We start from the raw sequence: 25352 nt of genomic DNA, 5'->3' as shown, positions 1-25352 counted from the left end.
TTAACTGATCGCTCCCATCAAATAGACTACAGTAAAGATGAAGACCCATACTACGTCGATGAAGTGCCAGTATAATGCTGCAAGATAGAACTTAGGTGCGTTGTACGTATTCAGTCCACGTTTTGAGTTGCGGATCATCAATGCAATAAACCAGCTGAGTCCGAAAAGTACGTGAGCACCGTGAGTTCCCACAAGCGTATAGAATGCCGCACTGAAAGCACTGTTAGTGTAACCGAAACCTAAATGAACGTAATGGTTGAACTCGTAAATTTCAAGTCCAAGGAACACAACTCCCAGTAAAACGGTTATACCAAGCCAAGCTTGCATTGCCTTGAAATTATGGTTTTTCATATGATGTATCGCGTACACACTCGTAAGTGAAGACGTCAATAGAATCATCGTCATCGCAAATACAAGTGGAAGTTCAAATAATCCTGAAGATGTAAATTCCATTCCGCTCGGCCCTCTGTCTTTAAGGGCAAGATAAGTGGCGAACAGAGAAGCGAATGTTACAGTTTCAGCAGCCAGAAGCAACCAGAAACCGATGAACTTGTTTTTACCTTCAAGCGTTGCCGTTTCAGGATGATCCGGCCAGGATTGAGGTGTATATCGCTTATTTAGATCCATCGGTGTTGCCTCCTTTCTTAAGATCTTCCATCAATTCTTCTTTAGTGATATGGAATCCAAGATCATCTTTCAATGAACGGACCAACATGGAACCGAAAAGAATCGCAAGACCAATGATCAAAACTGCCAGCGTCCAAGGTTTAGAATCATCCTGGAAGTATAGCGCACCGAATGATGCAACAAACATACCGAATGACATGATGAACGGAATGATGGAACCATTAGGCATATGGATATCACCAAGTGGCTCAGCGTATACCATGCCTTTTTTATTGCCTTCCATTTTTTCGATCCAGTAAGTATCCAGACCACGGACCAATGGAGTTTGTGCAAAGTTATAGAATGGCGGTGGTGATGGAATTGCCCATTCAAGTGTACGGCCATCTTCCCAAGGGTCATTGCCGACACGTACATTTTTAACAGTAGTAATGACAACGTTGACAAGCAGAACGATTACACCGATCGCCATCAAAAGTGCGCCAGCTGAGCTGATCGCGTTAAACAAATCCCAGCCCTGGTCTGCGCCGAATGTATAAACGCGGCGTGGCATACCAAGAAGTCCAAGGAAATGCTGGATGAAGAACGTCAAGTGGAAACCGATGAAGAAGAACCAGAATGTCACCATTCCAAGTTTTTCACTAAGCATAGTTCCGAACATCTTCGGCCAGTACAGGTGCACACCAGCTAAGATTGCCAGAACTACCCCACCTACGATTACGTAGTGGAAGTGGGCAACGATAAAGTAAGAATCGTGCAATTGATAGTCAAGCGGAGCAATGGCTTGCATAACCCCTGTGACACCACCGGCAACGAACGACGGAATGAAAGCAACAGCATATACCATCGGAACAGTGAACTTGATGCTTCCTCCCCAAATGGTAAGGAGCCAGTTAAAGATCTTAATACCGGTTGGAACTGCGATAATCATGGTAGCCAAGGCAAATACTGCGTTCGCAGTCGGTCCAAGACCTACTGTAAACATGTGGTGAGCCCAAACCATGAAGCCGTAGAAACCGATAAGGATTGTAGCAAATACTAAAGCTGTATAACCGAACAGGCGCTTTCTCGAGAAAATCGCAAAGATTTCAGAGAAGATACCGAATGCCGGCAAGATCAAGATATAAACTTCCGGGTGACCGAAGATCCAGAATAAGTGTTCCCAGATAATCGTGTTTCCGCCCATTTCGACAACGAAGAAATTCGCGCCGAACATGCGGTCAAAGATCATGAAGAACAATCCTACAGTCAATGGAGGGAAAGCCAAAAGGATTAAGGCTGAAGCGACAAAAGTCGTCCATGTGAACAATGGCATTCTCATATACGTCATACCAGGCGCACGCATATTGATGATCGTTACAAGGAAGTTAATCCCACCGATCAACGTACCGAAACCTGAAATCGTTAGTCCAAGCGCATAGAAATCAATCCCATGACTTTCAGATGCAAGTGCGAGTGAAGCATAGTTTGTCCACCCTGCATCAGGTGCCCCGCCCATGAACCATGACAGGTTCAGGAAAATTCCCCCGAAGAAGAACAGCCAGAAGCCTAATGAGTTCAAGAATGGGAATGCAACGTCACGCGCTCCGATTTGAAGCGGCATAACGGCGTTCATAAAGCCCAATAATATCGGCATCGCTGCCAAGAAGATCATGGTAGTACCGTGCATTGTAATCATTTCATTATATAATCCGGCACTCAGGAAATCATTTCCAGCTTTCATCAGCTGAATCCGGATAAGCATTGCTTCCAGTCCACCGATAAGGAAGAAAATGCCGCCTGAGATAAGATAGAGGATCGCGATTTTCTTATGGTCTACTGTTGTCAGATAATCCCATATGATAGCGCCGACTCCCTTTTTTTGAGCTAAAGAACTCACACTGTATACCTCCCTTTTTACACTCTGACGCTATTATTGCTCAACAGAAAGACTCATCAAATACGCAGCAAGCGCATCCAATTCCTCTTCGGTGAAGTCTTCTCCACCATTGAGTGTTTTAGCATCAGGCATCAAGTTTCCTGGTTTGTGTTTCTGTGGATCCTGGATCCATTTTTTAATGTTTTCTTCAGTGTGTTCCATAAATCCTGCTACACGGTTACGGTCACCGAATGTCGCAAGGTTCGGACCTGGCATTCCAGCAGGAGCAGTTCCTGATACTGCGTGACAGCCGATACAGCTGGCACCTTCAAGGCCGAATAGTTCTTCACCGGCTTGAGCAGTAGTTTCAGAAGCAGGTTCCGGCTCTTCCTGCATGGAAGCTACCCACTGATCGAACTCTTCGCGGTCAACGGACTTGACTTTGAAATCCATCAAAGCATGAGATGGTCCACAAAGCTCGGCACATTTACCGTAGTATACGCCATCATCCAGAAGTGCAGATTCTTTATCAAATTCAAGATAGAATTTGTTGACGTTTTCAGGGTTTACATCAAGTTTACCACCAATGGAAGGAATCCAGAATGAGTGCTTGATGTCAGCGGAGATTAAATTGAAATAAACGCGTTCGTTAGTAGGAACTACCAGCTCTTGAGCCGTTACGATACCCTGTTCAGGATATTCGAATTCCCACCAGTAAAGATAAGAAGTTACGTTGACAGTAAGGCTTGTTTGATTTCCTTCTTCGTCTATCGAATCCATAGCCGTTACATCAGCCAGATCGAATGTTGAATAGACAGTAGGAACAGCAAGGATAAGCAGTAGTACGATCGGCACTGCAGTCCAGATAAACTCTAGTTTGGCACTGCCTTCAACTTGTTCAGGGATCATATCATCCCCTAATTTAGAACGGCGGAACTTCACTATTGCCAATACGAAGATGATCGTTACGACAATAATTACAAAAGTCATAACTGCAGTAGACAGCAACAACAGGTTGAATTGATCCTGTGCAACCTTACCGGCAGGGATCAGAGTTGAAATCTCTTCACGCCCGCAGCCCGATAGAAAGACGAGCAATGCTGTCATCAAAGCGAAAAGACGCCAGTTAGTAAGTCCTTTCATCATAGCTTTTCTTACCCCTCTCTCATTAAAAAATTTTTAAGTATTGGTATTTAGACAAAAACAGCAAATATGATCATCGAGACGAAAAGGATCGTCATGTAATTCAATGAATAGATGAACATACTTTTTGCCCATTTTAAATCATCTTCCACTTTGAATCCGCGGATAGCAAGGATCAACCATCCAAGATTCAGAAGCGTTGCTAAGATGAAGAAACCTGTTCCCAGTTCCGGCAAAAGGAATGGTAATGGGAAAAGGAAGACCACCCATGCTAGCATGGATTTCTTTGTCCGGTGGAAACCTTTCACCACCGGAAGCATCGGGATGTTTGCTGCCCGGTACTCTTCAGTCCGTTTCATGGCCAGCGCATAGAAATGCGGCGGCTGCCAGATGAACATGATCAGGAACAGTGCCCAGGCACCTGCACCCAGTGCAGGTTCAACTGCCGCCCAGCCGATAAGCGGCGGGATGGCACCAGAAATACTGCCCACAATTGTATTGCTGACATGTTTCCTTTTTGACCACATGGAGTACAGGACCACATACGCTAGAATTCCGGCAATTCCCAGAAACCCTGCTGAAACAGAAGCGGAGAACAGAAAGATTTCGCCTAAAACGATGAAAGAAATGGCGAGTGCCAAAACAGCAGGCGGTTTAAACCTCCCTGTTACCGTTGGCCGTGATTTTTTGCTCGCCATTAACGGATCAATATCTGTATCAATGTAGTTATTCATGGCAGCAGAACCTGCTATGATCAATGCTGATCCGACCAAGGTGTAGACGAGGATGTCCAAATGCTGCAGGAAATGCCTGCCAGAGAACTGAAATGCCAGCCAAAGCCCAGTGAATACTGTAATCAGGTTTGAATTTACAATCCCGATTTTTATAAGTGCCAAAAAATCCTGGACAAAGGTCGTGGTTTCAGTCGTCCCGTTTGCTTCTGCAGACAGAGACCGGCCGTTTGACATTTAACCTCCTCCTTTCAAAGTTGTAAGCATATTCCGCTAACCATAACTATATCTAAATTCCGGCTGTTTTTCTACATATAACTGAAATTTCCTGATAAAAGCTGTGGTTACGGTGTTTTTGCCTCATTACACTCCTCCTATCATACCTTACCTCAAGTTCATTTTTAAGATTGAAAAGGAAGAGATTTTGAACAGTTTGTGAAGGCGGCAGTTTATATGTCCAAATATCGAAAGTTTCCGCTATTACTGATTTTCCGTTGTGTTTTAAGCTCACTTTCGCTATTATCGAGTATGCAGGTTAAGGTCGTTTACATGTATCTATATATAGAAGAAGGTGAAATTCTTGCGGCAAAATAAATTCATAAAAGCTTTTGCAGTCGCAGCGACCATCGGTATGCTCTTCATACTGCTCGGCGGCGCACTCGTCACTAAAACAGACAGCGGCATGGGCTGTGGACGCCATTGGCCAGGCTGTAACGGGCAGCTGATACCCGACGTCATAACAGCGGAAGTCCTGATCGAGTTCTCGCATCGTCTTGTAACAGGCGCTGTCAGCATTCTGATAGTGGGTCTCGCAATAATGGCCTGGAGAAAATTCGGACATGTGCGAGAAACAAAATTCCTGGCGATTACATCTGTCTTCTTCCTTGTACTTCAGGCACTGATCGGTGCTGCACAGGTTTTATGGGGGCAAGGCGACTTCATACTCGCTCTTCATTTCGGCATCTCCCTCATTTCTTTTGCGTCTGTGCTATTGCTGACACTTCTCGTATTTGAAGTGGACCGTAAATTTGACGCAGAAAAGCTGGTCATCGGAAGTAAGTTGAAATTCCATACCATCGGTGTTCTTTTATATTCCTATATCGTCGTCTATACCGGCGCACTGGTCCGGCATACGAACTCCAGCCTGATCTGCTCAGACTGGCCGCTCTGCCGGAACGATTCCTTTGCGCTCCCAGCCAATATGTATGAATGGGTGCAGATGGGGCACAGGGCAGCTGCCGGCTTGATCGTCATCTGGATAGGATACATCATGTGGCATGCCATCAAGAATTATAAAGATCAGCGGGCAATCTACTGGGGATGGATCATCGCCTTCACTATCGTCATGCTTCAGGCAACGACAGGCATGCTCGTAGTATTGACAAAATTAAATCTTGCTATTGCTCTATTGCATTCCCTTTTCATCAGTTTATTATTCGGACTTTTGTGTTATATGCTGCTTTTAGTTTCACGCAGCAGCAACAAATCATAAAAACAGCGGGCGCATCCGGATGCGCCCGCTGTTTTTTTATATCCGATCCATTTCAATTAGAAGATCGCCTGTGGAAATGCCATCTGCGGCACTTACATAGATTTCAGAAATCGTTCCATCGAACGGCGCCTGAACAGTCGTTTCCATCTTCATCGCTTCAGTAACGAGAAGGTGATCCCCGCGTTTTACTCTAGCACCTTTTTCAGCAACCACTTTCAACACAGTTCCCGGCATTGTTGCCGCAATATGGCTTTCATTGGTCGGATCCGCTTTCGGTTTGGCGGCACTGTCCGTTTCAACAGTCATATCGAGAATGGAGACTTCCCGAGGCTGCCCGTTCAATTCGAAATATATCGAGCGCGTGCCGTCTTTTTGGGCTTCACCGATGGATACCATTTTAATGATGAGGGTTTTCCCTTTTTGGATTTCGACTTCAATTTCTTCACCGAGACGCATACCGTATAGGAAAGTCAGCGTGTCAAGTACCGAAACATCACCGAAGGTTTTATTGGTGACCGTGTATTCATCGAACACTTTCGGGTAAAGGGCATACGCCAGCACCTCGTGGCTGGTCACCGGGCGATCGAGTTTGGCGAAAAGCATTTTGCTGATTTCATCAAAATCCGCCGGCTCAAGGAGTTCGCCTGGGCGAACCGTAATCGGTTTGCGCTCTTTCAGCACAACTTTCTGCAGTTCTTCTGGGAATCCGCCATGCGGCTGGCCGATATAGCCTTCAAAGAATTCGATGACCGACTCAGGGAAATCGATCGATTCTCCGCGCGTAATCACCGTTTTCTCATCAAGGTCGTTCTGGACCATGAACAATGCCATGTCCCCCACAACTTTTGAGGAAGGCGTCACTTTGACAACATCCCCGAAGAGCATATTGACGCGGGAGTACATTTCCTTCACTTCTTCCCAGCGCATGCCGAGGCCGACCGCTTTCGCCTGCTGCTGCAGGTTGCTGTACTGACCGCCGGGCATTTCATGCACATAGATTTCAGAATGCGGGCTGTTCATGCCGCTCTCGAAATCACCGTAGTATTTGCGGACATCTTCCCAGTAATGCGATAGTTTTTCAGCCGCTCTGATGTCCATGCGAATTTCACGGCCGCTGCCGTTCATCGCATAATAAAGCGAATTGGCACTCGGCTGAGATGTGAGTCCGGCCATGGAGCCCAGTGCCGTATCGACGATATCGACGCCTGCCTGGATCGCTTTTGAATACATGTAAATGCCATTTCCGCTTGTATCATGCGTATGCAGGTGAATCGGCAAGGAAACGGTATCTTTCAGTTCAGAAACAAGCCGATAAGCGGCTTCCGGTTTTAAGAGGCCCGCCATATCTTTGATAGCCAGAATATGGGCTCCTGATGCTTCCAGCTCTTTCGCCATATCTTTATAATATTGAACCGTATATTTATCCCGGCTCGGATCCAGAATATCGCCTGTGTAGCAAATCGCCGCTTCAGCGATTTTGCCGCTTTGCCTCACTTCATCGATGGCCACTTCCATGCCTTTGATCCAGTTGAGGCTGTCGAAAACCCGGAATACATCGATTCCGGCTTCACCGGATTTCCGCACGAAATCGCGGATGACATTATCCGGATAATTTTTATACCCCACCGCATTAGCACCACGGAACAGCATTTGGAACAGAACGTTAGGCATCTGTTTCCGCAAACGGATCAAACGGTGCCAAGGATCTTCCTTCAGGAAACGGTATGAGACGTCGAAAGTTGCCCCGCCCCACATCTCCATTGAGAAAAGATCGTGCTGCAAATGAGCCGTTTCCTCTGCGACCGCGAACATATCATATGAACGCAGGCGCGTCGCGAGCAGCGATTGGTGGGCATCGCGGAAAGTGGTGTCTGTGAGCAGGACATCCTCCTGTTCATGGATCCATTTTGCCAGCCCTTCTGCTCCCCGTTCATCGAAAATCTGTTTCGTTCCTGGAGGCAGCGTGGTCAACAGATCGATTTCAGGTTTTCTTGGTGCCGCATGGATCGGCTTTTTCTTCTTCTCGATTCCCGGGAATCCGTTAACAGTGACGTTGCCGATATAGCTCAGAAGCTTCGTGCCCCGGTCCTGGCGCACTGGGAACAGGAAAAGTTCCGGTGTTGAATCGATGAAGCTCGTGTCAAAATCACCTTTGATGAAATTAGGGTGCTTCACGACGTTTTCAAGGAAAGGAATATTCGTTTTAATGCCCCGGATACGGAATTCCTGTAAATTGCGGTCCATCTTCCCTGCAGCCTCTTTGAAAGTCAATGCCCAGGTGGATAATTTCACTAACAGAGAATCGTAATACGGTGAAATTAACGCTCCCTGGAATGCATTTCCTGTATCCAGACGCACGCCAAAACCGCCGCCTGAGCGATACACCATCAGTTTTCCGGCATCGGGCATGAAGTCATTCACCGGATCTTCCGTCGTTACCCGTGACTGGATGGCAAAACCGAACAACGGAATTTTATCCTGTGACGGAATGGAAATGACGTCTCCGTGCAGGTCATGGCCCCTCGCAATGTGAATTTGTGAATGTACGATGTCGATGCCCGTAATCATTTCGGTGATCGTGTGTTCCACCTGAATGCGGGGGTTCACTTCGATAAAATAAAATTCATCGTTTGAAACAAGGAATTCCACTGTACCCGCATTTATGTAGTCGATATTTTTCATCAATTTTACTGCTGCGTCACAGATTTCATTGCGCAGCTCCTTGCTGATGGAATTTGAAGGCGCTATTTCCACCACTTTCTGATGGCGGCGCTGAATTGAACAATCACGTTCATATAAATGGACGATATTGCCGTATTGGTCACCCAGGATCTGAACCTCTATATGCTTCGGTTTTTCAACGAACTTTTCTACATACATTTCATCGGAACCGAAAGCCGCTTTTGCTTCCGACTTTGCCCGTTCATAAGCTGATGCCAATTCTTCCTGTTTTCGGACGATGCGCATACCGCGCCCTCCGCCGCCGAGAGATGCTTTGATCATCAGCGGGAACCCTGCCGTCCTGCTGAATTCCTCCACTTCTTCAAGTGACTCCACTGGTCCATCGGTTCCTGGAATTACAGGAATCCCGGCAGCGATCGCCTGTGAACGCGCTTTCACTTTGTCGCCGAACATATCGAGATGGGCAGAAGTCGGGCCGATAAACAGGATCCCCTCTTCCTCGCAGCGTCTTGCAAAATGCACATTTTCTGATAAAAAGCCATATCCCGGGTGGATCGCATCCGTTCCAGTATCTTTTGCGATGCGGATGATGTCTTCAATGTCCAGATAAGCATCAATCGGTTTTTTCCCTTTTCCCACTAAATATGATTCATCCGCTTTATAGCGGTGATAGGATCCACTGTCTTCTTGTGAATAAATTGCAACTGTTTGAATTTTCAGTTCTGTACAGGCGCGGAAAACCCGAATAGCGATTTCTCCGCGGTTTGCTACCAAAATCTTTTCGATCTTTTTCACAATACAGCACACCCCTTATTTTCTTGTTTTTTCATATTTATGGAACATTGAAACATTCATCAATACACCCATAGCTAACGATAACAAAATTACGGACGTTCCGCCATAACTTATAAATGGCAGCGTGACCCCCGTAAGAGGAATCAGTCCTGACAGGCCGCCGAGATTGACGAATGTCTGGATGCCAATCATGCTCGCGATGCCTGCTGCAAGCATACGGGCAAGCGGATCTTTGGTGGTCATCGCTATAGACAGGCCTTTCAGTACAATAAACCCGAGCCCTCCGATAACAAAAACGACCCCTAGGATGCCGAGTTCTTCAGCAACGATCGACATGATGAAATCCGTATGCGGTTCCGGAAGATAGCCCAATTTCTGGATAGACTGGCCCAGACCCAGGCCGCCTATGCCCCCTGACCCGATCGCAAGATAACCATTGACGATCTGCATGCCGAAACCGAGTTCATCGATGAACGGGTTCAAGAATGCCTCGAGACGGCCCATTCGTTTTTCTGTAAAAATCATATCCTGCGCAAAAACGATGAAGGGCACAATGAAAATTGCCGCCGCTACTGCAACAAGCCCCGCCAATTTCATGAACATGCCGAAGCGGATTCCACTGGCAGCCATGACACTTAGCCCCACAAGGGCGATAATGCCCATTGATCCGATATCCGGTTCCCTGAAGACAAGGAATAAAGCAAATGCCAGCACTATCACAGGCGGGAAGATCGATTCGTTCAGTTTATTGATTGTCCCTTTTTTGTATTTATTGGAAAACACACCTGACAAATAAAAGATGAGGCCGACTTTCGCAATTTCTGACGGCTGGATGCTCGCGAAACCGACATAGATCCAGCTGCGGGCTCCGCCTCCGGCATAACCGATGAAATGCACCAGGATAAGACCGGTGAAAACGACGAACAGAACGGACATCATCATCCATTTCTTGCTGAAATGCTTGTACGGGAAAATGGCACCCACGATAAAAGCCGGTATTGCCAATGCTAAATTTATAAGCTGCTGGTTGAAAAAGTGATCGGGTTCCCAGCCGTACCGGTAAACTGACCAGGCCATACTGGCGCTGTATATCATTACGAGGCCGAAAAGGGATAATGCCAGATAAGCGAAAAGCAGGGAATAATCAAAATTAGCGGCGTACCGCTTTATGTATTGTTTCATATGTATACCTCATTTTATCTTATTGATGGTAGCGACGAATTCCAACTATATTATAATTTGAAATTTCCTTCTATTTTATGTTAGTAAAAAAACTCAAACAGGATCGTTTGAGTTTGCTTTACTTATTCGTGTACGCTTCATGAAGAATGGAAAGTTTCTTTTCAAGCGTATCCATTAAATTTTTTCCTTCTTCCTTTTCGATCAAGCCCAGTTTTACGGCAAAATCGATTTCACGGGAAAGTCCGAACATCTGCGTGTCAAGGACTTCTTCATATAAAGGGCAGGATGGCAAAGTAAGATTGTCCATCTGGACTTTGATCAATTGCTCTATTTTTTCTGCATCGGCCCTAAGGAGGTCCAATGCCTTCTGCTGGTAAGTTTGTTCTTCTGTATGTTCCATGAGGACTCCCCCATTTACTGATATTTCATCTCTTCGACTTGTTTAAAGTGTATCTTTTAAACAATGAAATTGCAAGCCTGCTCTTACATCAGAATCAATCGCTTTTGGAACTTGACAAAGACAGGTATACTTAGAGGAGAGTCGATATCATGATGGAGGGTTTATTAATGGAATTTATCATTCAATTCAAAGGAAACGTTAAATTTAAACTGACTTTGGATCCGACGGTCTGGATTTTTGATGACCGTAAATTGGATCTTGAGAAATACTTTACTGAAAAGCGCATCGAACGCGATGAGCTGGAAGAATATAAACGCGGCATGGGCGAACACTGGTCGCGCGAAATCATGGAAGGCGCGACGGTGCCGCCTACTTTGAACTCCGAAAAGACATATAAGAAACAGGAAAAGAAGGAAATGCTGACAGGCACTTTTGGCATTCTCTTCCGGCCTTTCCTTGAGAATGCTGAACCATACGATAATGCTGAAACAGTGGTTTTCGAAACAGCGCATGGTGAATTCAGCTTCTCTTTCGAAGAGGCAAAAGAGCTGGTGTTCAAATTCAGCGATAAAGGCCAACCGCTCCGTGAAGACGGACCTGTCCACATCCTGCTGCCTGATGGAAGCAATGTCGACAATCCGATAACCGATGTAACAGCCATCCGGGTAGAATAGGAGTGAATTGATATGCGCGTCAAATGTGTAATCTGTGACACTATCGAAGAATTGGTGGATGACACGCTGGAAGCTAAACGCCTCAGAAACCGCCCGATCCATACCCATATGTGCAGTAATTGCCATGATCGCATCGAGCAGCGCACAAAAGAACGGATAGCTACGGGCAACTTCCATTTTTACCGGAGTTCGCGTAAAATCGAGGAAGATTTCTGATGAAATTCCTTAAAGGGGTCTGGATAGGATTTTGGAGCGGGCTGATCCTGGGTCTATTATTTAAATGGATCCAGTCTGTAACCGGTGTAAATGTCTATTTGCTTTTGCTTAATGTCGACTTCATACCGGTCATCGGAGAAATCGACTGGTCGGAATTGACCGAGTTCATGTTCCATATAGCGGTTTCCGTCGCGATCGGCATTGTGTATGTATATCTGGCGAAAAGGCGTCCCTATACATTCGGACAACTCACTGTATTGAGCCTGATTCTATGTATCCCTACTTATTTTCTCTATTTTATCCTGTCGTCACTGGCGATAACGGACCAGGTTCCGGGACTCACCGACTGGGAGGCTATCCTGTACTGGGTTTTCGGTCACCTGGCCTATTCACTGCTGCTGCCGATCCTGTATAAAATGTTCGAAAGAAAAAACGCTGCATCTCAATGAGATGCAGCGTTTTCGCGTTTTTCGCGCCATAAGCGGATTTTATAAAGAATCAGGATAACAGCGGCAATAACCAGCCCTTCGACAACCGGCAGGAAAATAGCTAAAAATGTCAGCCCTAATCCACCGGCAGCAAGGAACAGCCCGATGATGATGTTTTTTCCGAGCGGCAATTTCTTTGCGAAGCCCAGTTTGTAGACAAAAGCCGAAAGCAGCAGGATGACCGCAAATAACGCATACCCTGCCGCTTCAAGCGGCAAATTCTCATACAGCACTCGGGCTACCGGATACATACTATCATAGACAAAGGCTCGTTCATCCATGGATTATACATCCTTCCATTATGTTATTCTTCGATGGCAACTTTTTTCTTCTTAGCCATACGCTCACGTTCGTTTTTATCAAGGATTTTTTTGCGCAGACGGATTGTCTGTGGAGTAATTTCGCAATACTCATCATCGTTCAGATACTCAAGTGCTTCTTCAAGGCTCATCAGACGTGCTTTTTTCATCGTAGTCGTCTGATCTTTGTTGGCTGAACGGATGTTTGTCGCCGCTTTGATCTTAACGATGTTGACCGTAAGATCGTTGTCGCGGTTATGTTCACCGACGATCATGCCTTCATAGATTTCAGCACCGACTTCAACGAATGCAGTTCCGCGGTCTTCGATCCCCATTAAGCCGTAAGTCGAAACTTTACCGCGCTCCATGGATACCAAAACACCTTGACGGCGTCCGCCGACGCGGCCTGAAGCTACTGGCTGATAGCTGTCAAATGTATGGTTGATGATGCCGTAACCACGTGTTTGCGTAAGGAATTCAGTTGTATAGCCGATCAAACCACGAGCAGGTACGTTAAACACCAGGCGGACTTGTCCACTTCCGTTGTTTACCATATCCAGCATTTCACCTTTGCGTTCTCCAAGTGATTCGATGATTGCGCCTGTATACTCTTCAGGTACATCTACCTGTACGCGTTCAACAGGTTCACAGCGAACTCCGTCGATCATACGAACGATAACTTCAGGTTTTGAAACCTGCAATTCGAATCCTTCACGGCGCATGTTCTCGATAAGGATCGACAAATGGAGCTCGCCGCGTCCTGAAACGATCCATGCATCCGGTGAGCCGGTAGACTCTACACGAAGTGATACGTCCGTTTGAAGCTGAGCATCCAGACGTTCCTGGATTTTGCGTGAAGTGATCCATTTACCTTCTTTACCGGCAAACGGGCTGTTGTTGACAAGGAATGTCATCTGTAAAGTCGGCTCATCGATGCGAAGTACCGGTAATGCTTCCTGGTGATCTGCCGGACAAACCGTTTCACCAACGTTGATATCTTCCATACCTGAGATGGCAATCAAATCGCCAGCTTCAGCTTTTTGGATTTCAACACGTTTCAATCCCATGAAACCATGGATTTTCGTTACGCGGAAGTTTTTGACCGTACCATCCAATTTCATCAATGCTACAGATTGTCCAACTTCGATCGTTCCGCGGAATACGCGGCCGATACCGATACGTCCAACGTAATCGCTGTAATCAAGAAGCGCTACCTGGAATTGAAGAGGCTCATCTCTGTTATCGACTGGCGCTGGCACGTGTTCCATAATTGCATCATAGATTACCTGCATGTTTTCTTCCTGATCTGCAGGATCTGATGAAAGACTTGCAGTACCGTTCATACCTGATGCGAAAACTACCGGGAATTCCAGTTGCTCGTCATTTGCTTCAAGTTCGATGAACAATTCGATGACTTCGTCAACCACTTCTTCAGGGCGTGCGAAATCACGGTCAATTTTGTTTACCACAACGATAGGCTTCAAGTTCTGCTCCAAAGCTTTCTTCAATACAAAGCGTGTTTGTGGCATACAGCCTTCATATGCGTCCACAACTAAAAGGACTCCATCAACCATTTTCATGATACGTTCCACTTCTCCGCCGAAATCAGCGTGTCCAGGGGTATCCAAAATGTTGATCTTAGCTTCTTTATATTGAATCGCAGTGTTTTTAGCAAGAATTGTAATACCGCGTTCTCTTTCAATATCGTTAGAGTCCATTGCACGTTCTTCCACGTGTTCATTTGAACGGAAGATACCTGATTGCTGCAGAAGCTGATCCACAAGCGTCGTTTTACCATGGTCAACGTGGGCAATAATCGCAATGTTTCTTAAATCATTTCGTAGGTTAGTCATAATTTCACTCCAATATTCTTTTTTCATGTCTATAACTGTGCTAGTATAGCACATATAGGGGGAAAACCCTAAGATTTTATTTCAGCAATTATCAGCAGGAGGATTATATATGAAAAATATCAAATGGATTTTTGTCCTTTATTCGTTGGCCGCTTTACTGGCGATGGTGGGAGTCGGCTTGGCCGTTGCTTACCGCAGCTTCCCGCTGATCTTTCTCGCACTTGCCATTCTGGGACTGATCATGGTTAGCGGATTCAAGAAAAAACGCGCGATGATCAATGCCGGATTATTATAGGGATCAATAGAAAAAAAGGATGCTTAAGCGCATCCTTTTTTATTTTGGAAGAATATAACGGTCCAGTATCTTTGCATGGATGGACGGATTGGCCGCTAAAAACGTATCCTGCTCCAACAGGTTTGCAGGTTCGCCTTTAAAATTGGTGGCAACTGCTCCGGCTTCTTTCGCAATCACCATGCCACCGGCAATATCCCAAGGGGACAGCCTCATCGATATATACGCATCGATCCGCCCACTTGCGAGATAAGCGAGTTCGATGGCCGCAGAACCGTATGACCTGATGCCTCTGACATCCTGTATGAGCTTCAAGGTCCCATTATGGTCAAAATGGCGGTTCGGCACTGCCCAGGTAGCGTTCATGGCCAGGATCGATTCACCGATTTCCGTATCCTGCAACGGCCGCAGCCTTTCATCGTTATAATACGCGCCGCCTCCCTGAATGCCGGAATACAGATCGTCATTCACAACATCGTATATGTATCCCAGTTTCCCCACGCCGTCCGCATAAATGCCAAGTGATATGGCGAAATTGCGTTTCTGATGAATGAAGTTCATGGTACCATCGATCGGATCCAGCATCCAGATGACGCCGTTTGTATCCTTGATCTCATCGCCGAACCCTTCTTCACCAAAGATGCGGTGATCGGGATAATCACGATTGATGCGCGAGATGAAGAACTGTTCAATTTCTTTATCGATATTCGTCACCAGGTCATTGGCATCCGATTTCGATTCGATTGAAATATCCGTCAAAAAAGAGTTTCTTATTTTATGTCCCGCCTCTTTAATGATGGATTTGATATAACGGTCCATTTCGTGCAAATCCATAAAAATTGCCCCCTCTGTTTATACTATTATAACGTCAAAAGGCACCTACTGTCATACTCCAGCAGGTGCCCCTATAATTGGATGATATTAAAGCGCATGAAGTGCCTCCAGTTCAACATGTATTTCCTGAAGCCGTTTTTTGCTTTTAGTCATTTCCTGCTCATCATTTTGCTGCATTGCATCAAACAGGGAAGCAAGTTCATAATCCAATTCAAGCTTCAAGACGTTGATATATTCTTTTTCGACCTCGGCCTTGCGGATAATTTGTATCATCTGTTTCATCTTTAGCACCCCTTCCCTTTATTGATTCCAATAATTCTGAATTATCAAGGTGGTTATCAATCTTTTACCCGATATTCCAAAAACAAAAACGTCTTTCTATAAATTTTTGCCAAAGTCCTGTAAAATTATATGATAGTTGTATTTTTAAGGAGGAAACCGACACCATGTCTTATTGGAATGAAAAACATTTTCAAGTATTTGAAACGCCGGGCCTCGAAGCGCGGATGGCTGCACTTACAGAAAAAGTGCGTCCGAAATTCGAGGAGCTGGGAGAACAGTATTCCGCTTATTTTTCCGGGATCACCGGCGAAGAATTTTATCCTCATGTCGCAAAACATATGCGCCGTACCGTTAACCCCCCGAACGACAGCTGGGTCGCTTTTGCCCCTCATAAACGAGGCTATAAAGCGGTTCCGCATTTCCAGATCGGTTTGTGGGACAGCCATGTATTCATCATATTGGCCGTCATCTATGAAGCTTCCGGCAAATCCGCAATGGCGGAGCGCCTATTGGAATCAAAGCAGCTCGCTAACCTGCCGGAAGACATGGTCGTGTCAGGCGACCATATGAAACCCGAAGCCCATTCAATAGGTGAATTAGGCAAAGAAGGTGTCGAAAACCTCCTCTGCCGCCTGCGCGATGTGAAAAAAGGCGAGTTTGTCATTGGCCGCCATCTACAGCGGGAAGATGCGGACCGTCTGACCAAAAGCCAATTCGATGAACTGGCCGAGAAAACGTTCGACGAGCTTTTACCGCTTTACAGCATCATGCTGAACAGACAATAAAAATAGGACCCGCGGCGATAATATTATCGCTGCAGGTCCTTTTTCATCTACCGTTTGACCATCTTGATCACAGGGCCAGCCGGTGATGCTTTCACTTCTTTTATGACCGGAAAGCTGGCGTAGCCGCTTTCTTCTTCAAATTCCTTGAAATAGGTCTTTTCTTCAGAGATTGATGGCACTACCGCTTTGAACTTTCTGTATCTGGCCATCATGTCTTCGCGGCTGATTCCACCCTCATAGGCCATTTCAATGCCTTCAAAAAATGTGACGACGTCGATGATTTCTTCTTTGGTCCAATCGATTGAAAATGGATATGAATAATCCAATTCGCTTCCTCCTTTATTTCTGTGTTCCCCATTTGCGGCGGATTTTCTCGGCATCGGCAAGCATCCTGTCAAACAGCTCCCGGACCGTCGGCACATCCTGGATCATGCCAGTCACTTGCCCCGCCCAACCGAATCCCTGTTCTTTCAGGCCCTCATAAATATAGCGTTTATTCGCCTCTCCGCTGATATAATCCTTTAGGGATTCATATGTCGGCGTCTCATGTTCGATTTCGAGTATTTTATCGGTCCAACCGTTCTTCAGGGTTCTTGCCGGTGCCCCGATGCTCCTTTTAATAATAACGGTATCGTTTTCCGTACTGTTTATCAAGGCATTTTTATATGCTTCTGATGCATGGACACATTCTTTCACTGCGATGAAACGCGTCCCCATTTCGATTCCTTCGGCGCCTAGGGCAAGAGCCGCCATCAGGCCGCGGCCATCCCCGATGCCGCCGGAGGCGATTACCGGAATGGAAACAGCATCGACGACCTGCGGAATCAGGACCATCGTGCCGATGTCGTCCCGGCCAAGATGCCCGCCTCCTTCATGCCCAACTACCATCACTGCATCCGCTCCGAGCGATTCTGCCTTAATGGCTTGTTTCCTTGCAGCAACCAGTACGAGTTTCTTGATGGGGGTCCCTTCCAACTGCGTGAAGATCGGCGTCGGGTTTCCTCCAGTCATCGATATGACCGGCACTTCTTCTTCAATGGCCACATCAAGCATATGTGAAAATTGTCTGCCGTGGTCGCCGATTGCAAAATTGACACCGAACGGTTTATCAGTGAGTTCCCTGACTTTCCTGATTTCTTCCCTCAGTTTTTCAGGTGACGGCAGGCTCATTGCTGTTATTTGCCCGAGGCCTCCGGCATTCGACACGGCAGCTGCAAGCTCTGCATAAGCCAAATAAGCCAGCCCCCCTTGTATGATGGGCAATTCGATTCCAAGCAACTCTGTAATACGTGTTGAAAAACGCATGATGCCACTCCTTTCTGTCTGCCTATCCTCTATTCGATGAAGAAATTCAAAATCCTTTTATTTTTATAGAATAGCCCGTATGTACATGCTATAATTCATCTTGTTTTCATTTTTATAGCGAGGTGGTCATCCATTGTCACAATTAGAAACTCCATTATTCGATGCATTGCTGAAGCACCGCAACCGTCATCCCATCCAATTCCATATTCCCGGCCATAAAAAGGGGCAGGGCGTCGACCCGGCTTTCCGTGAATTTGTCGGCGATAATATTCTTTCCATAGATTTGATCAATATTGCACCTCTCGATGATCTGCATTCTCCAAAAGGCGCGATTAAAAAAGCGCAGGACTTGGCTGCGCAGGCTTTTGGTGCAGACCACACGTTTTTCTCTGTCCAAGGCACAAGCGGCGCCATCATGACAATGATCCTGAGTGTCGTCGGACCAAATGACAAAATACTGGTTCCCAGAAACGTTCATAAGTCCATTATGTCAGCCATCGTTTTTGCCGGCGCCATCCCGATTTTCATCCACCCTGAAGTGGATCCCGAACTAGGGATTTCTCACGGGATTTCTGCCGAAGCTGTCGAAAAGGCATTGAATGAATACCCGGATGCAAAAGCGGTCCTGGTCATCAATCCGACTTATTTCGGCATTGCCGCTGACTTGAAGCGCATTGTCGATATCGCACACGACCGGGATATCCCAGTTCTTGTAGATGAAGCGCACGGCGTCCATATTCATTTCCATAAAGGGCTGCCTGTTTCAGCGATGTCTGCAGGCGCTGATATGGCAGCTACATCGGTCCACAAGCTGGGCGGTTCCATGACTCAAAGTTCGGTGTTGAACGTCCGCGAAGGACTGGTCTCTGCTAAACGGGTCCAATCTACGCTGTCCATGCTGACGACTACATCCACTTCCTATCCGATCCTTGCTTCATTGGATACAGCGAGAAGACAGCTTGCGATCCACGGATATGATTTGATCGACCAGACAATCCGGCTGGCAAGCGATGCGCGCAAACGCATCAATAAAATTCCGCATCTGTTTTGTGTCGGCAAGGAATTGCTTAAAACTTCGGCCACTTTCGATATGGATCCGACAAAATTGCTCATCAGCGTTAAGAACCTCGGCATTACCGGCCATCAGGCAGAAGAATGGCTGCGGGAAAATGCAAATATCGAAATCGAACTTTCCGATTTATATAATATCCTGTGCCTTGTCACAATCGGTGACAGCCGAAAAGAATTAAACCTTCTCGTCAATGCACTTCAGCGCATGAGTGAAGCTTTCGATACAGAAGCGGCTGTTGTCGAGCCTGTCGTGCTGCTGCCGGATATCCCCCGGCTGGCAATGACGCCGCGCGATGCTTTCTACGCCACGACTGAAGTGGTGAATATTGATAATGCGGTTGGCCGCATATCAGCGGAGTTCATCATGGTCTATCCACCCGGCATCCCGATTTTTATTCCGGGCGAAATCATCACGCAGGAAAATATCGAATACATCCACATGAACGTGAAAGCCGGTTTACCTGTACAGGGACCAGAAGATGATACCTTGCAATGCCTTCGTGTCATCAAAGAACAACAGGCTATCAGATAAAAAATCCGGAAGCGGGAATTCCCCTGCTTCCGGATTTTCTTTTATTCCGCTTTTCTCTTGTCCAGACTCCAGCGGCCCAGCTCTTCGGGTCATAAGCCAGCCCAGCTGCCGCGGCGAAGAGCGCCACTCTGCTGATCTGTCTTATACCTTTCAGAGCTTAACGGGCGCTTCCGCTTTTCTCTTGTCCAGACTCCAGCGGCCCAGCTCTTCGGGTCATAAGCCAACTCAGCTGCCGCGGCGAAGAACGCCACTCTGCTGATCTGTCTTATACCTTTCAGAGCTTAACGGGCGCTTCCGCTTTTCTCTTGTCCAGACTCCAGCGGCCCAGCTCTTCGGGTCATAAGCCAACTCAGCTGCCGCGGCGAAGAACGCCACTCTGCTGATCTGTCTTATGCCTTTCAGAGCTTAACGGGCGCTTCCGCTTTTCTCTTGTCCAGACTCCAGCGGCCCAGCTCTTCGGGTCATAAGCCAACTCAGCTGCCGCGGCGAAGAACGCCACTCTGCTGATCTGTCTTATGCCTTTCAGAGCTTAACGGGCGCTTCCGCTTTTCTCTTGTCCAGACTCCAGCGGCCCAGCTCTTCGGGTCATAAGCCAACTCAGCTGCCGCGGCGAAGAACGCCACTCTGCTGATCTGTCTTATGCCTTTCAGAGCTTAACGGGCGCTTCCGCTTTTCTCTTGTCCAGACTCCAGCGGCCCAGCTCTTCGGGTCATAAGCCAACTCAGCTGCCGCGGCGAAGAACGCCACTCTGCTGATCTGTCTTATGCCTTTCAGAGCTTAACGGGCGCTTCCGCTTTTCTCTTGTCCAGACTCCAGCGGCCCAGCTCTTCGGGTCATAAGCCAACTCAGCTGCCGCGGCGAAGAACGCCACTCTGCTGATCTGTCTTATACCTTTCAGAGCTTAACGGGCGCTTCCGCTTTTCTCTATTCAACGCCTTCGATTGTTTCAGGGTCGATGAAATCATAGCCTTTTTCGCTTAGGCCTTCCACGATGGCAGGCAGGGCTTCTGCTGTCCATTCACGGTCATGCATCAGCAGATTCGCCCCATTACGCATAAATTCCGTATTCACCATAATATCGGCAAGCGCTGCCGCTTCCATGTACTGCTGTTCCCAGTCATAGCCAAAAGTCCAGTTCATCAGGACCATGCCCTCTTGTTCCACCACAGCTCTGCTGAAATCCGTGTTGACGCCATGTGGTGCACGGAAGAATTTCGGACGTTCACCAATGATCTCTTCAATGCGGTCATTCAATGAAACGATTTCTTCACGTTGCTGTTCTTCCGGAATTGTTTTCAGATTCGGGTGGGAATATGTATGGTTGCCGATCGCAAATCCCATTTCATGAATCTTCTTCAGATTCTCTTCTTCTTCGGCCGTGTCAATAAAATGACCGTTTACAAAAAAGATTGCCGGAACGCCCAGTTCCTTCAAGGTCTCCGCCATTGCGACCCCCTGTTTATCCGGAGCATCGTCGATCGTCAGCAAAACTGCCTGCGCGTTGGCGTCAGAAATCGGTTCAACCGATGAATTGGCCGGATTTACCCGGTATAACGGTTCGGTCTCAGGCACTTCTTCAACCACCTCTTCTTCAACTTCTTCTGCCACTTCTTCTTCAATCACATCAGTCGATTCTTCTGCAGTCTCTGAAGCTGTCTCTTGTTCGGTATCATTTGTTTCAATTGCCGAGCTATCGTCTTCGCCGCTTGAACAAGCAGTCAAAAGAGCCAAGCCAGCTGCCATTAATATCCATTTTGCTTTCGCCATTACCTTATCACCTTTAGCCCTTTCGCACATAATATTAGCACATTTCTACAACTGTTATCAAAGCAAAACAGGAAAAGCGGATACGGCCGTTCAGCTGCGAAAGGAGTTGGCCGTTGGAGCCTGGACAGGTCAACACTTCCTTCTGCGAGCTTCGCCTGAAAACAGTGATCCTTTTTTATCCATCAAAAAACACCCCCAGTGCCGGAACTGTGAAATCCGGCGCAGGGAGTGCAATGATTCATTATTTGATGATGTGGATTGGAGTTCCAAGAGCCACTTCAGCAGCTTCCATCGTAATCTCAGCCAAAGTCGGATGAGCATGGATTGTCATAGCGATATCTTCCACCGTCATGCCAGCTTCGATTGCCAAACCAAGTTCAGCGATCATATCAGAAGCGCCTGCACCGACGATTTGAGCACCAAGCAATAAGCCGTCGCTCTTGCGTGATACAAGTTTAACGAATCCTTCAGAAGCATTCAGCGCCAGCGCACGGCCGTTTGCACCGAATGGGAATTTCGCAGCAGAAGCTTCGAAACCTTCTTCTTTTGCCTGCTCTTCCGTCAAACCGACACTTGCAAGCTCAGGATCTGTAAAGCATACTGCCGGAATCGCCAGGTAATCGACTTCAGATTTTTCGCCAGCAATCGCTTCAGCAGCAATCTTGCCTTCATAAGAAGCTTTGTGTGCCAATTGAAGACCAGGTACTACATCACCGATAGCATAAATTGATGGGATGCTCGTACGGCATTGTTTGTCGACTTCGATAAGTCCGCGCTCGCCCATTTTCAGGTTAAGCTCTTCAAGGCCCATTTCATCTGTGTTCGGACGGCGGCCGACAGTCACCAATACATAATCCGCTTCGACAGATTTCTCTTCTCCGCCTGCTTCATACGTCACTGTAACGCCTGTATCCGTTTCTTCTACGCCTTTAGCGGAAGCTTTAACGATCACTTCAACGCCTTTTTTCTTCAAGCCTTTTTTGACGATTGCCGTCATTTGTTTTTCAAAGCCGGCAAGGATGTCGTTTCCACCTTCGATGATCGTCACTTCAGATCCCATATTTGCATAAGCTGTCCCAAGTTCTGTCCCAATATAGCCGCCGCCGATAACGACAAGCTTTTTAGGAAGTTCTGTAAGTGCCAATGCACCTGTGGAATTGATGACGCGTTTTGTGAATTTGAAAGTCGGGATCTCAACAGGACGTGATCCTGTTGCGATAATTGCATTCTTGAACTTATAAGTCTGAGAAGATTTATCGTCCATTACTTTTACAGTGTTTTCATCAACGAAATAAGCTTCGCCGCGGACGATTTCAACTTTATTGCCTTTCAGCAAAGATTCAACTCCGCCTGTAAGCTTTTTCACGACGCCGTCTTTGAAAGCTTGCGCTTTTTCAAAGTTCAATGTCACTTCATTGCTTACAACACCCATGTCGTCCGAATGTTTTGCGTCATGGAAACGGTGGCCGACAGAAATCATCGCTTTTGAAGGGATACAGCCCACGTTCAGGCAAACGCCGCCGATATATTCTTTTTCAACGATCGTCACTTTTTGGCCAAGCTGTGCTGCACGGATTGCTGCTACGTATCCGCCAGGGCCCGAGCCGATGACGAGCGTATCTGTTTCAATTGGAAAATCTCCTACTACCATAATTTTACGCCTCCATTAATAATAATTCTGGTTCGCTCAATAAACGTTTGATGTGGTTCAGCGCATGCTGCGCTGTCGCTCCATCGATCATACGGTGATCGAAGCTCAATGATAATGCTAACACAGGTGCAGCTACAATTTCACCATTTTTAATTACTGGCTTCTCTGCAATGCGGCCGATTCCAAGAATCGCCACTTCCGGATGGTTGATGACCGGTGTAAACCACTGGCCTCCGGCTGAACCGATATTCGTGATCGAGCAGGATGCGCCTTTCATCTCAGCAGAAGACAATTTGCCGTCACGCGCTTTCGTCGCAAGCTTATTGATTTCATCTGAAATGGCGAATACTGATTTACGGTCTGCATTTTTGATGACTGGAACGAGCAAGCCTTTTTCTGTATCAGCTGCAATACCGATATTGAAATAATGCTTCTGGATCACTTCGCTTGTTTCATCATCGAAAGATGTATTAAGCGCCGGGAATTCACGCAATGTGCTGACCAAAGCTTTTACTACATATGGGAGGTAAGTCAATTTAATCTCTTTTTCAGCTGCGATATCCTTGAATTTCTTGCGGTGTGCGACTAATTCCGTCACATCTACTTCATCCATCAAAGTAACATGCGGAGCTGTGTGTTTAGAATGAACCATCGCTTTTGCAATCGCTTTGCGCATCCCGGACATTTTCTCGCGTGTTTCAGGGAATTCGCCTTCAAGTACAGGCGCAGCAGCTTCAGTTTTAGGAGCTGCCTCTTCTGCCGTTTCGGTTTGAGGAGCTTCAGTTTCCTTCGCCGGCTCTACTTGTTTCTGATCGCCTTTCAGGAATGCTTCCACATCCGCTTTCATGATGCGGCCGTTGTCTCCCGAACCTTTGACCTGTCTGATGTCAACGTCCTGGTCACGGGCAAATTTGCGGACGGAAGGCATTGCGATGATGCGCTGGGTCGGATCCGATTCAGCAGTTGCCTGCGGCTGAGCTCCAGCTCCAGTATCACCTTGTGCCGGCTGTTCTTCAGCAGGTGCCTTGTCAACATCCTGACCGGATTCAGCAGTGCCTGACTGAACTTGTTCTTCAGTTTCTTCTTTTACTTCCGGAGCTGCTTCCTTCTTGTCATCATGACCGCCTTTGAAGTGAATATCACCGGCATCCGGTGCATCAATTCTTACCAGCACGTCGCCTACAACTGCAACTGTGCCTTCTTCAACCAAAACTTCTTCAATTGTTCCGGACACTGGAGATGGAATTTCAACGACCGCTTTGTCATTTTGCACTTCGACAAGAACGTCATCTTCTTCGATCGTGTCACCGGCTTTAACAAACCATTTTACGATTTCACCTTCGTGGATACCTTCTCCGATATCCGGTAAACGAAATTCAAAAGCCATCAGTTTCACCCTTTCAACTCTATCTATTTTAAAAAGTCAGTACTTTTTTAGCTGTTTCTACTATATCCTTCGCATTCGGAAGCCAAACTTGCTCTGCTTGGGAGAATGGGAAGATCGAGTCAGGAGCAGTCACACGCAATACCGGCGCATCCAGGCTCAAGATAGCGCGGTCTGTAATTTCCGCTACAACGTTAGCCGCAATTCCAGCTTGTTTCTGAGCTTCCTGGACGACCATTGCCCGTCCTGTCTTTTCAACTGAAGCGATGATCGTTTCAATATCCAAAGGCTGGACAGTGCGCAAGTCGATGACTTCGACCGAATAGTCTTCTTTTTCCAGTTCTTCAGCTGCTTTGATGCTTTCCTGCACCATCGCACCGTAAGTGATGATCGTCAAATCTTTCCCTTCACGCTTCACGTCCGCTTTGCCGAGTGGAATTGTGTATTCCTCTTCAGGAACTTCCTGACGGAATGAACGATACAATTTCATGTGCTCCAGGAAAATGACCGGATCGTTATCACGGATTGCAGAGATCAAAAGGCCTTTTGCATCGTACGGAGTGGACGGGATTACAACTTTAAGCCCTGGCTGTGAAGTCATCAGGCCTTCAAGTGAATCTGCGTGCATTTCCGGTGTATGGACTCCGCCCCCAAAAGGAGATCTGATCGTAACCGGTGAGTTCAGGCTGCCGCCGCTGCGGAAACGCATACGTGCCATTTGGCCGCTGATCGAATCCATCACTTCATAGACAAAACCGAAAAATTGGATTTCTGGAACCGGACGGTATCCTTGGAGGGCAAGACCGATTGCGAGACCACCAATCCCGGATTCAGCAAGCGGCGTATCGAATACGCGATCTTCGCCGAATTCTTTCTGTAAACCTTCAGTTGCGCGGAATACACCGCCGTTATTTCCGACGTCTTCACCGAAAACAAGGACGTTTTCATCATTCTTCATCTCTGTTTTCAGAGCGTCAGTAATCGCTTGGATCATCGTTAATTGTGCCATGGG

Annotated in this window: 24 protein-coding genes; 7 read left to right on the top strand and 17 right to left on the bottom strand. The window is 46.9% G+C overall.

What is annotated here, in order from left to right; genetic code table 11:
- From IQ294_RS02975 to cyoE, 4 genes are read right to left on the bottom strand one after another with little or no spacing between them, the layout of a single operon-like run.
- Complete coding sequence (locus IQ294_RS02975) at positions 1 to 627, bottom strand: cytochrome (ubi)quinol oxidase subunit III (protein ID WP_203332520.1); 627 nt, start codon at positions 625 to 627, stop codon at positions 1 to 3.
- Entirely contained in the window at positions 614 to 2503 is a 1890-nt protein-coding gene (locus tag IQ294_RS02970; protein WP_203332519.1) for a cbb3-type cytochrome c oxidase subunit I, read from the bottom strand. Before IQ294_RS02970 ends, IQ294_RS02975 begins: the two co-directional genes overlap by 14 nt.
- 33 nt (positions 2504 to 2536) lie before the next feature.
- Complete coding sequence (coxB, locus tag IQ294_RS02965) at positions 2537 to 3628, bottom strand: cytochrome c oxidase subunit II (protein ID WP_203332518.1); 1092 nt, start codon at positions 3626 to 3628, stop codon at positions 2537 to 2539.
- 47 nt (positions 3629 to 3675) lie between these two features.
- Positions 3676 to 4593 carry a heme o synthase gene (cyoE, locus tag IQ294_RS02960; protein ID WP_203332517.1) on the bottom strand — a complete coding sequence of 306 codons (918 nt, stop codon included), beginning with the start codon at positions 4591 to 4593 and terminating at the stop codon, positions 3676 to 3678.
- Positions 4594 to 4936: 343 nt separating this feature from the next.
- On the opposite strand from cyoE, the gene IQ294_RS02955 reads away from it, so the two are divergent.
- Positions 4937 to 5848, top strand: a complete 912-nt coding sequence (locus IQ294_RS02955; RefSeq protein ID WP_203332516.1) for a COX15/CtaA family protein — start codon at positions 4937 to 4939, stop codon at positions 5846 to 5848.
- A 36-nt stretch (positions 5849 to 5884) separates the two neighbouring features.
- On the opposite strand, the gene pyc is transcribed toward IQ294_RS02955, so the two are convergent.
- From pyc to IQ294_RS02940, 3 genes are all read right to left on the bottom strand, one after another.
- The gene (gene pyc, locus IQ294_RS02950; protein WP_203332515.1) at positions 5885 to 9325 is read right to left on the bottom strand and encodes a pyruvate carboxylase; all 3441 of its coding nucleotides are present in this window, start codon (positions 9323 to 9325) and stop codon (positions 5885 to 5887) included.
- A gap of 15 nt (positions 9326 to 9340) precedes the next feature.
- Positions 9341 to 10507: an FtsW/RodA/SpoVE family cell cycle protein gene (locus IQ294_RS02945; RefSeq protein ID WP_203332514.1), complete on the bottom strand. Its 1167-nt coding sequence runs from the start codon at positions 10505 to 10507 to the stop codon at positions 9341 to 9343.
- Positions 10508 to 10625: 118 nt separating this feature from the next.
- Positions 10626 to 10907 (bottom strand): Fpa/YlaN family protein, encoded by a 282-nt coding sequence (locus IQ294_RS02940; RefSeq protein ID WP_203332513.1) that lies wholly within the window; start codon positions 10905 to 10907, stop codon positions 10626 to 10628.
- A 167-nt stretch (positions 10908 to 11074) separates the two neighbouring features.
- Here IQ294_RS02940 and IQ294_RS02935 point away from each other — a divergent pair, with 167 nt between their 5' ends.
- Genes IQ294_RS02935 through IQ294_RS02925 form a run of 3 tightly spaced genes read left to right on the top strand, consistent with a single transcriptional unit; the run spans position 11075 to position 12246 of the window.
- Positions 11075 to 11581, top strand: coding sequence for a peptidyl-prolyl cis-trans isomerase (locus tag IQ294_RS02935; protein ID WP_203332512.1), 507 nt, complete (start codon positions 11075 to 11077; stop codon positions 11579 to 11581).
- Between the two features lie 12 nt (positions 11582 to 11593).
- Positions 11594 to 11797, top strand: coding sequence for a YlaI family protein (locus IQ294_RS02930; protein ID WP_203332511.1), 204 nt, complete (start codon positions 11594 to 11596; stop codon positions 11795 to 11797).
- On the top strand, positions 11797 to 12246 hold the full coding sequence (locus IQ294_RS02925) for a hypothetical protein (protein ID WP_203332510.1): 450 nt from the start codon (positions 11797 to 11799) through the stop codon (positions 12244 to 12246). Before IQ294_RS02930 ends, IQ294_RS02925 begins: the two co-directional genes overlap by 1 nt.
- Here IQ294_RS02925 and IQ294_RS02920 read toward each other — a convergent pair.
- Both IQ294_RS02920 and typA read right to left on the bottom strand, forming a co-directional pair.
- Positions 12240 to 12566 (bottom strand): YlaH-like family protein, encoded by a 327-nt coding sequence (locus IQ294_RS02920; RefSeq protein ID WP_203332509.1) that lies wholly within the window; start codon positions 12564 to 12566, stop codon positions 12240 to 12242. The two genes, IQ294_RS02925 and IQ294_RS02920, sit on opposite strands and share 7 nt — an antisense overlap.
- 23 nt (positions 12567 to 12589) lie before the next feature.
- Complete coding sequence (typA, locus tag IQ294_RS02915; protein ID WP_203332508.1) at positions 12590 to 14437, bottom strand: translational GTPase TypA; 1848 nt, start codon at positions 14435 to 14437, stop codon at positions 12590 to 12592.
- A gap of 109 nt (positions 14438 to 14546) precedes the next feature.
- Here typA and IQ294_RS02910 point away from each other — a divergent pair, with 109 nt between their 5' ends.
- Positions 14547 to 14732, top strand: a complete 186-nt coding sequence (locus IQ294_RS02910) for a DUF5325 family protein (protein WP_203332507.1) — start codon at positions 14547 to 14549, stop codon at positions 14730 to 14732.
- A 39-nt stretch (positions 14733 to 14771) separates the two neighbouring features.
- Here IQ294_RS02910 and IQ294_RS02905 read toward each other — a convergent pair whose 3' ends face one another.
- On the bottom strand, positions 14772 to 15563 hold the full coding sequence (locus tag IQ294_RS02905; protein ID WP_203332506.1) for an inositol monophosphatase family protein: 792 nt from the start codon (positions 15561 to 15563) through the stop codon (positions 14772 to 14774).
- An 87-nt stretch (positions 15564 to 15650) separates the two neighbouring features.
- The gene (locus IQ294_RS02900; RefSeq protein ID WP_203332505.1) at positions 15651 to 15845 is read right to left on the bottom strand and encodes a hypothetical protein; all 195 of its coding nucleotides are present in this window, start codon (positions 15843 to 15845) and stop codon (positions 15651 to 15653) included.
- Positions 15846 to 16009: 164 nt separating this feature from the next.
- Between IQ294_RS02900 and IQ294_RS02895 the strand changes: the two genes are divergently transcribed.
- On the top strand, positions 16010 to 16630 hold the full coding sequence (locus tag IQ294_RS02895; RefSeq protein ID WP_203332504.1) for a YktB family protein: 621 nt from the start codon (positions 16010 to 16012) through the stop codon (positions 16628 to 16630).
- Positions 16631 to 16677: 47 nt separating this feature from the next.
- On the opposite strand, the gene IQ294_RS02890 is transcribed toward IQ294_RS02895, so the two are convergent.
- On the bottom strand, positions 16678 to 16956 hold the full coding sequence (locus IQ294_RS02890; RefSeq protein WP_203332503.1) for a UPF0223 family protein: 279 nt from the start codon (positions 16954 to 16956) through the stop codon (positions 16678 to 16680).
- Positions 16957 to 16969: 13 nt separating this feature from the next.
- Positions 16970 to 17935 carry an NAD(P)H-dependent flavin oxidoreductase gene (locus IQ294_RS02885; RefSeq protein WP_203332502.1) on the bottom strand — a complete coding sequence of 322 codons (966 nt, stop codon included), beginning with the start codon at positions 17933 to 17935 and terminating at the stop codon, positions 16970 to 16972.
- 133 nt (positions 17936 to 18068) lie between these two features.
- Here IQ294_RS02885 and IQ294_RS02880 point away from each other — a divergent pair, with 133 nt between their 5' ends.
- Entirely contained in the window at positions 18069 to 19538 is a 1470-nt protein-coding gene (locus IQ294_RS02880; protein WP_203332501.1) for an aminotransferase class I/II-fold pyridoxal phosphate-dependent enzyme, read from the top strand.
- Between the two features lie 924 nt (positions 19539 to 20462).
- Here the strand turns inward: IQ294_RS02880 and IQ294_RS02875 are convergent.
- From IQ294_RS02875 to IQ294_RS02860, 4 genes are all read right to left on the bottom strand, one after another.
- Entirely contained in the window at positions 20463 to 21305 is an 843-nt protein-coding gene (locus IQ294_RS02875; RefSeq protein WP_203332500.1) for a polysaccharide deacetylase family protein, read from the bottom strand.
- Positions 21306 to 21546: 241 nt separating this feature from the next.
- Positions 21547 to 22956, bottom strand: coding sequence for a dihydrolipoyl dehydrogenase (gene lpdA / locus IQ294_RS02870; protein ID WP_203332499.1), 1410 nt, complete (start codon positions 22954 to 22956; stop codon positions 21547 to 21549).
- 4 nt (positions 22957 to 22960) lie between these two features.
- Positions 22961 to 24343: a dihydrolipoamide acetyltransferase family protein gene (locus tag IQ294_RS02865; protein ID WP_203332498.1), complete on the bottom strand. Its 1383-nt coding sequence runs from the start codon at positions 24341 to 24343 to the stop codon at positions 22961 to 22963.
- Positions 24344 to 24371: 28 nt separating this feature from the next.
- Positions 24372 to 25349 (bottom strand): alpha-ketoacid dehydrogenase subunit beta, encoded by a 978-nt coding sequence (locus IQ294_RS02860; protein WP_203332497.1) that lies wholly within the window; start codon positions 25347 to 25349, stop codon positions 24372 to 24374.
- Positions 25350 to 25352 lie beyond the last annotated feature (3 nt).

Origin of the sequence: Planococcus beigongshangi, from assembly GCF_016820495.1 — a bacterium.
GTDB lineage: Bacteria > Bacillota > Bacilli > Bacillales_A > Planococcaceae > Planococcus > Planococcus beigongshangi.
This window is presented reverse-complemented; position numbering and strand designations above follow the sequence as displayed.

What these genes read in the sequence shown, in the direction of transcription:
- IQ294_RS02885 (WP_203332502.1), bottom strand. Translation starts at nt 17,935, where the DNA reads ATGCGTTTTTCAACACGTATTACAGAGTTGCTTGGAATCGAATTGCCC.
- coxB (WP_203332518.1), bottom strand. Translation starts at nt 3,628, where the DNA reads ATGATGAAAGGACTTACTAACTGGCGTCTTTTCGCTTTGATGACAGCA.
- IQ294_RS02895 (WP_203332504.1), top strand. Translation starts at nt 16,010, where the DNA reads ATGTCTTATTGGAATGAAAAACATTTTCAAGTATTTGAAACGCCGGGC.
- typA (WP_203332508.1), bottom strand. Translation starts at nt 14,437, where the DNA reads ATGACTAACCTACGAAATGATTTAAGAAACATTGCGATTATTGCCCAC.
- IQ294_RS02925 (WP_203332510.1), top strand. Translation starts at nt 11,797, where the DNA reads ATGAAATTCCTTAAAGGGGTCTGGATAGGATTTTGGAGCGGGCTGATC.
- IQ294_RS02900 (WP_203332505.1), bottom strand. Translation starts at nt 15,845, where the DNA reads ATGAAACAGATGATACAAATTATCCGCAAGGCCGAGGTCGAAAAAGAA.
- cyoE (WP_203332517.1), bottom strand. Translation starts at nt 4,593, where the DNA reads ATGTCAAACGGCCGGTCTCTGTCTGCAGAAGCAAACGGGACGACTGAA.
- IQ294_RS02930 (WP_203332511.1), top strand. Translation starts at nt 11,594, where the DNA reads ATGCGCGTCAAATGTGTAATCTGTGACACTATCGAAGAATTGGTGGAT.
- IQ294_RS02935 (WP_203332512.1), top strand. Translation starts at nt 11,075, where the DNA reads ATGGAATTTATCATTCAATTCAAAGGAAACGTTAAATTTAAACTGACT.
- IQ294_RS02940 (WP_203332513.1), bottom strand. Translation starts at nt 10,907, where the DNA reads ATGGAACATACAGAAGAACAAACTTACCAGCAGAAGGCATTGGACCTC.
- IQ294_RS02910 (WP_203332507.1), top strand. Translation starts at nt 14,547, where the DNA reads ATGAAAAATATCAAATGGATTTTTGTCCTTTATTCGTTGGCCGCTTTA.
- IQ294_RS02875 (WP_203332500.1), bottom strand. Translation starts at nt 21,305, where the DNA reads ATGGCGAAAGCAAAATGGATATTAATGGCAGCTGGCTTGGCTCTTTTG.
- lpdA (WP_203332499.1), bottom strand. Translation starts at nt 22,956, where the DNA reads ATGGTAGTAGGAGATTTTCCAATTGAAACAGATACGCTCGTCATCGGC.
- IQ294_RS02920 (WP_203332509.1), bottom strand. Translation starts at nt 12,566, where the DNA reads ATGGATGAACGAGCCTTTGTCTATGATAGTATGTATCCGGTAGCCCGA.
- IQ294_RS02865 (WP_203332498.1), bottom strand. Translation starts at nt 24,343, where the DNA reads ATGGCTTTTGAATTTCGTTTACCGGATATCGGAGAAGGTATCCACGAA.
- IQ294_RS02905 (WP_203332506.1), bottom strand. Translation starts at nt 15,563, where the DNA reads ATGGATTTGCACGAAATGGACCGTTATATCAAATCCATCATTAAAGAG.
- IQ294_RS02945 (WP_203332514.1), bottom strand. Translation starts at nt 10,507, where the DNA reads ATGAAACAATACATAAAGCGGTACGCCGCTAATTTTGATTATTCCCTG.
- IQ294_RS02975 (WP_203332520.1), bottom strand. Translation starts at nt 627, where the DNA reads ATGGATCTAAATAAGCGATATACACCTCAATCCTGGCCGGATCATCCT.
- IQ294_RS02860 (WP_203332497.1), bottom strand. Translation starts at nt 25,349, where the DNA reads ATGGCACAATTAACGATGATCCAAGCGATTACTGACGCTCTGAAAACA.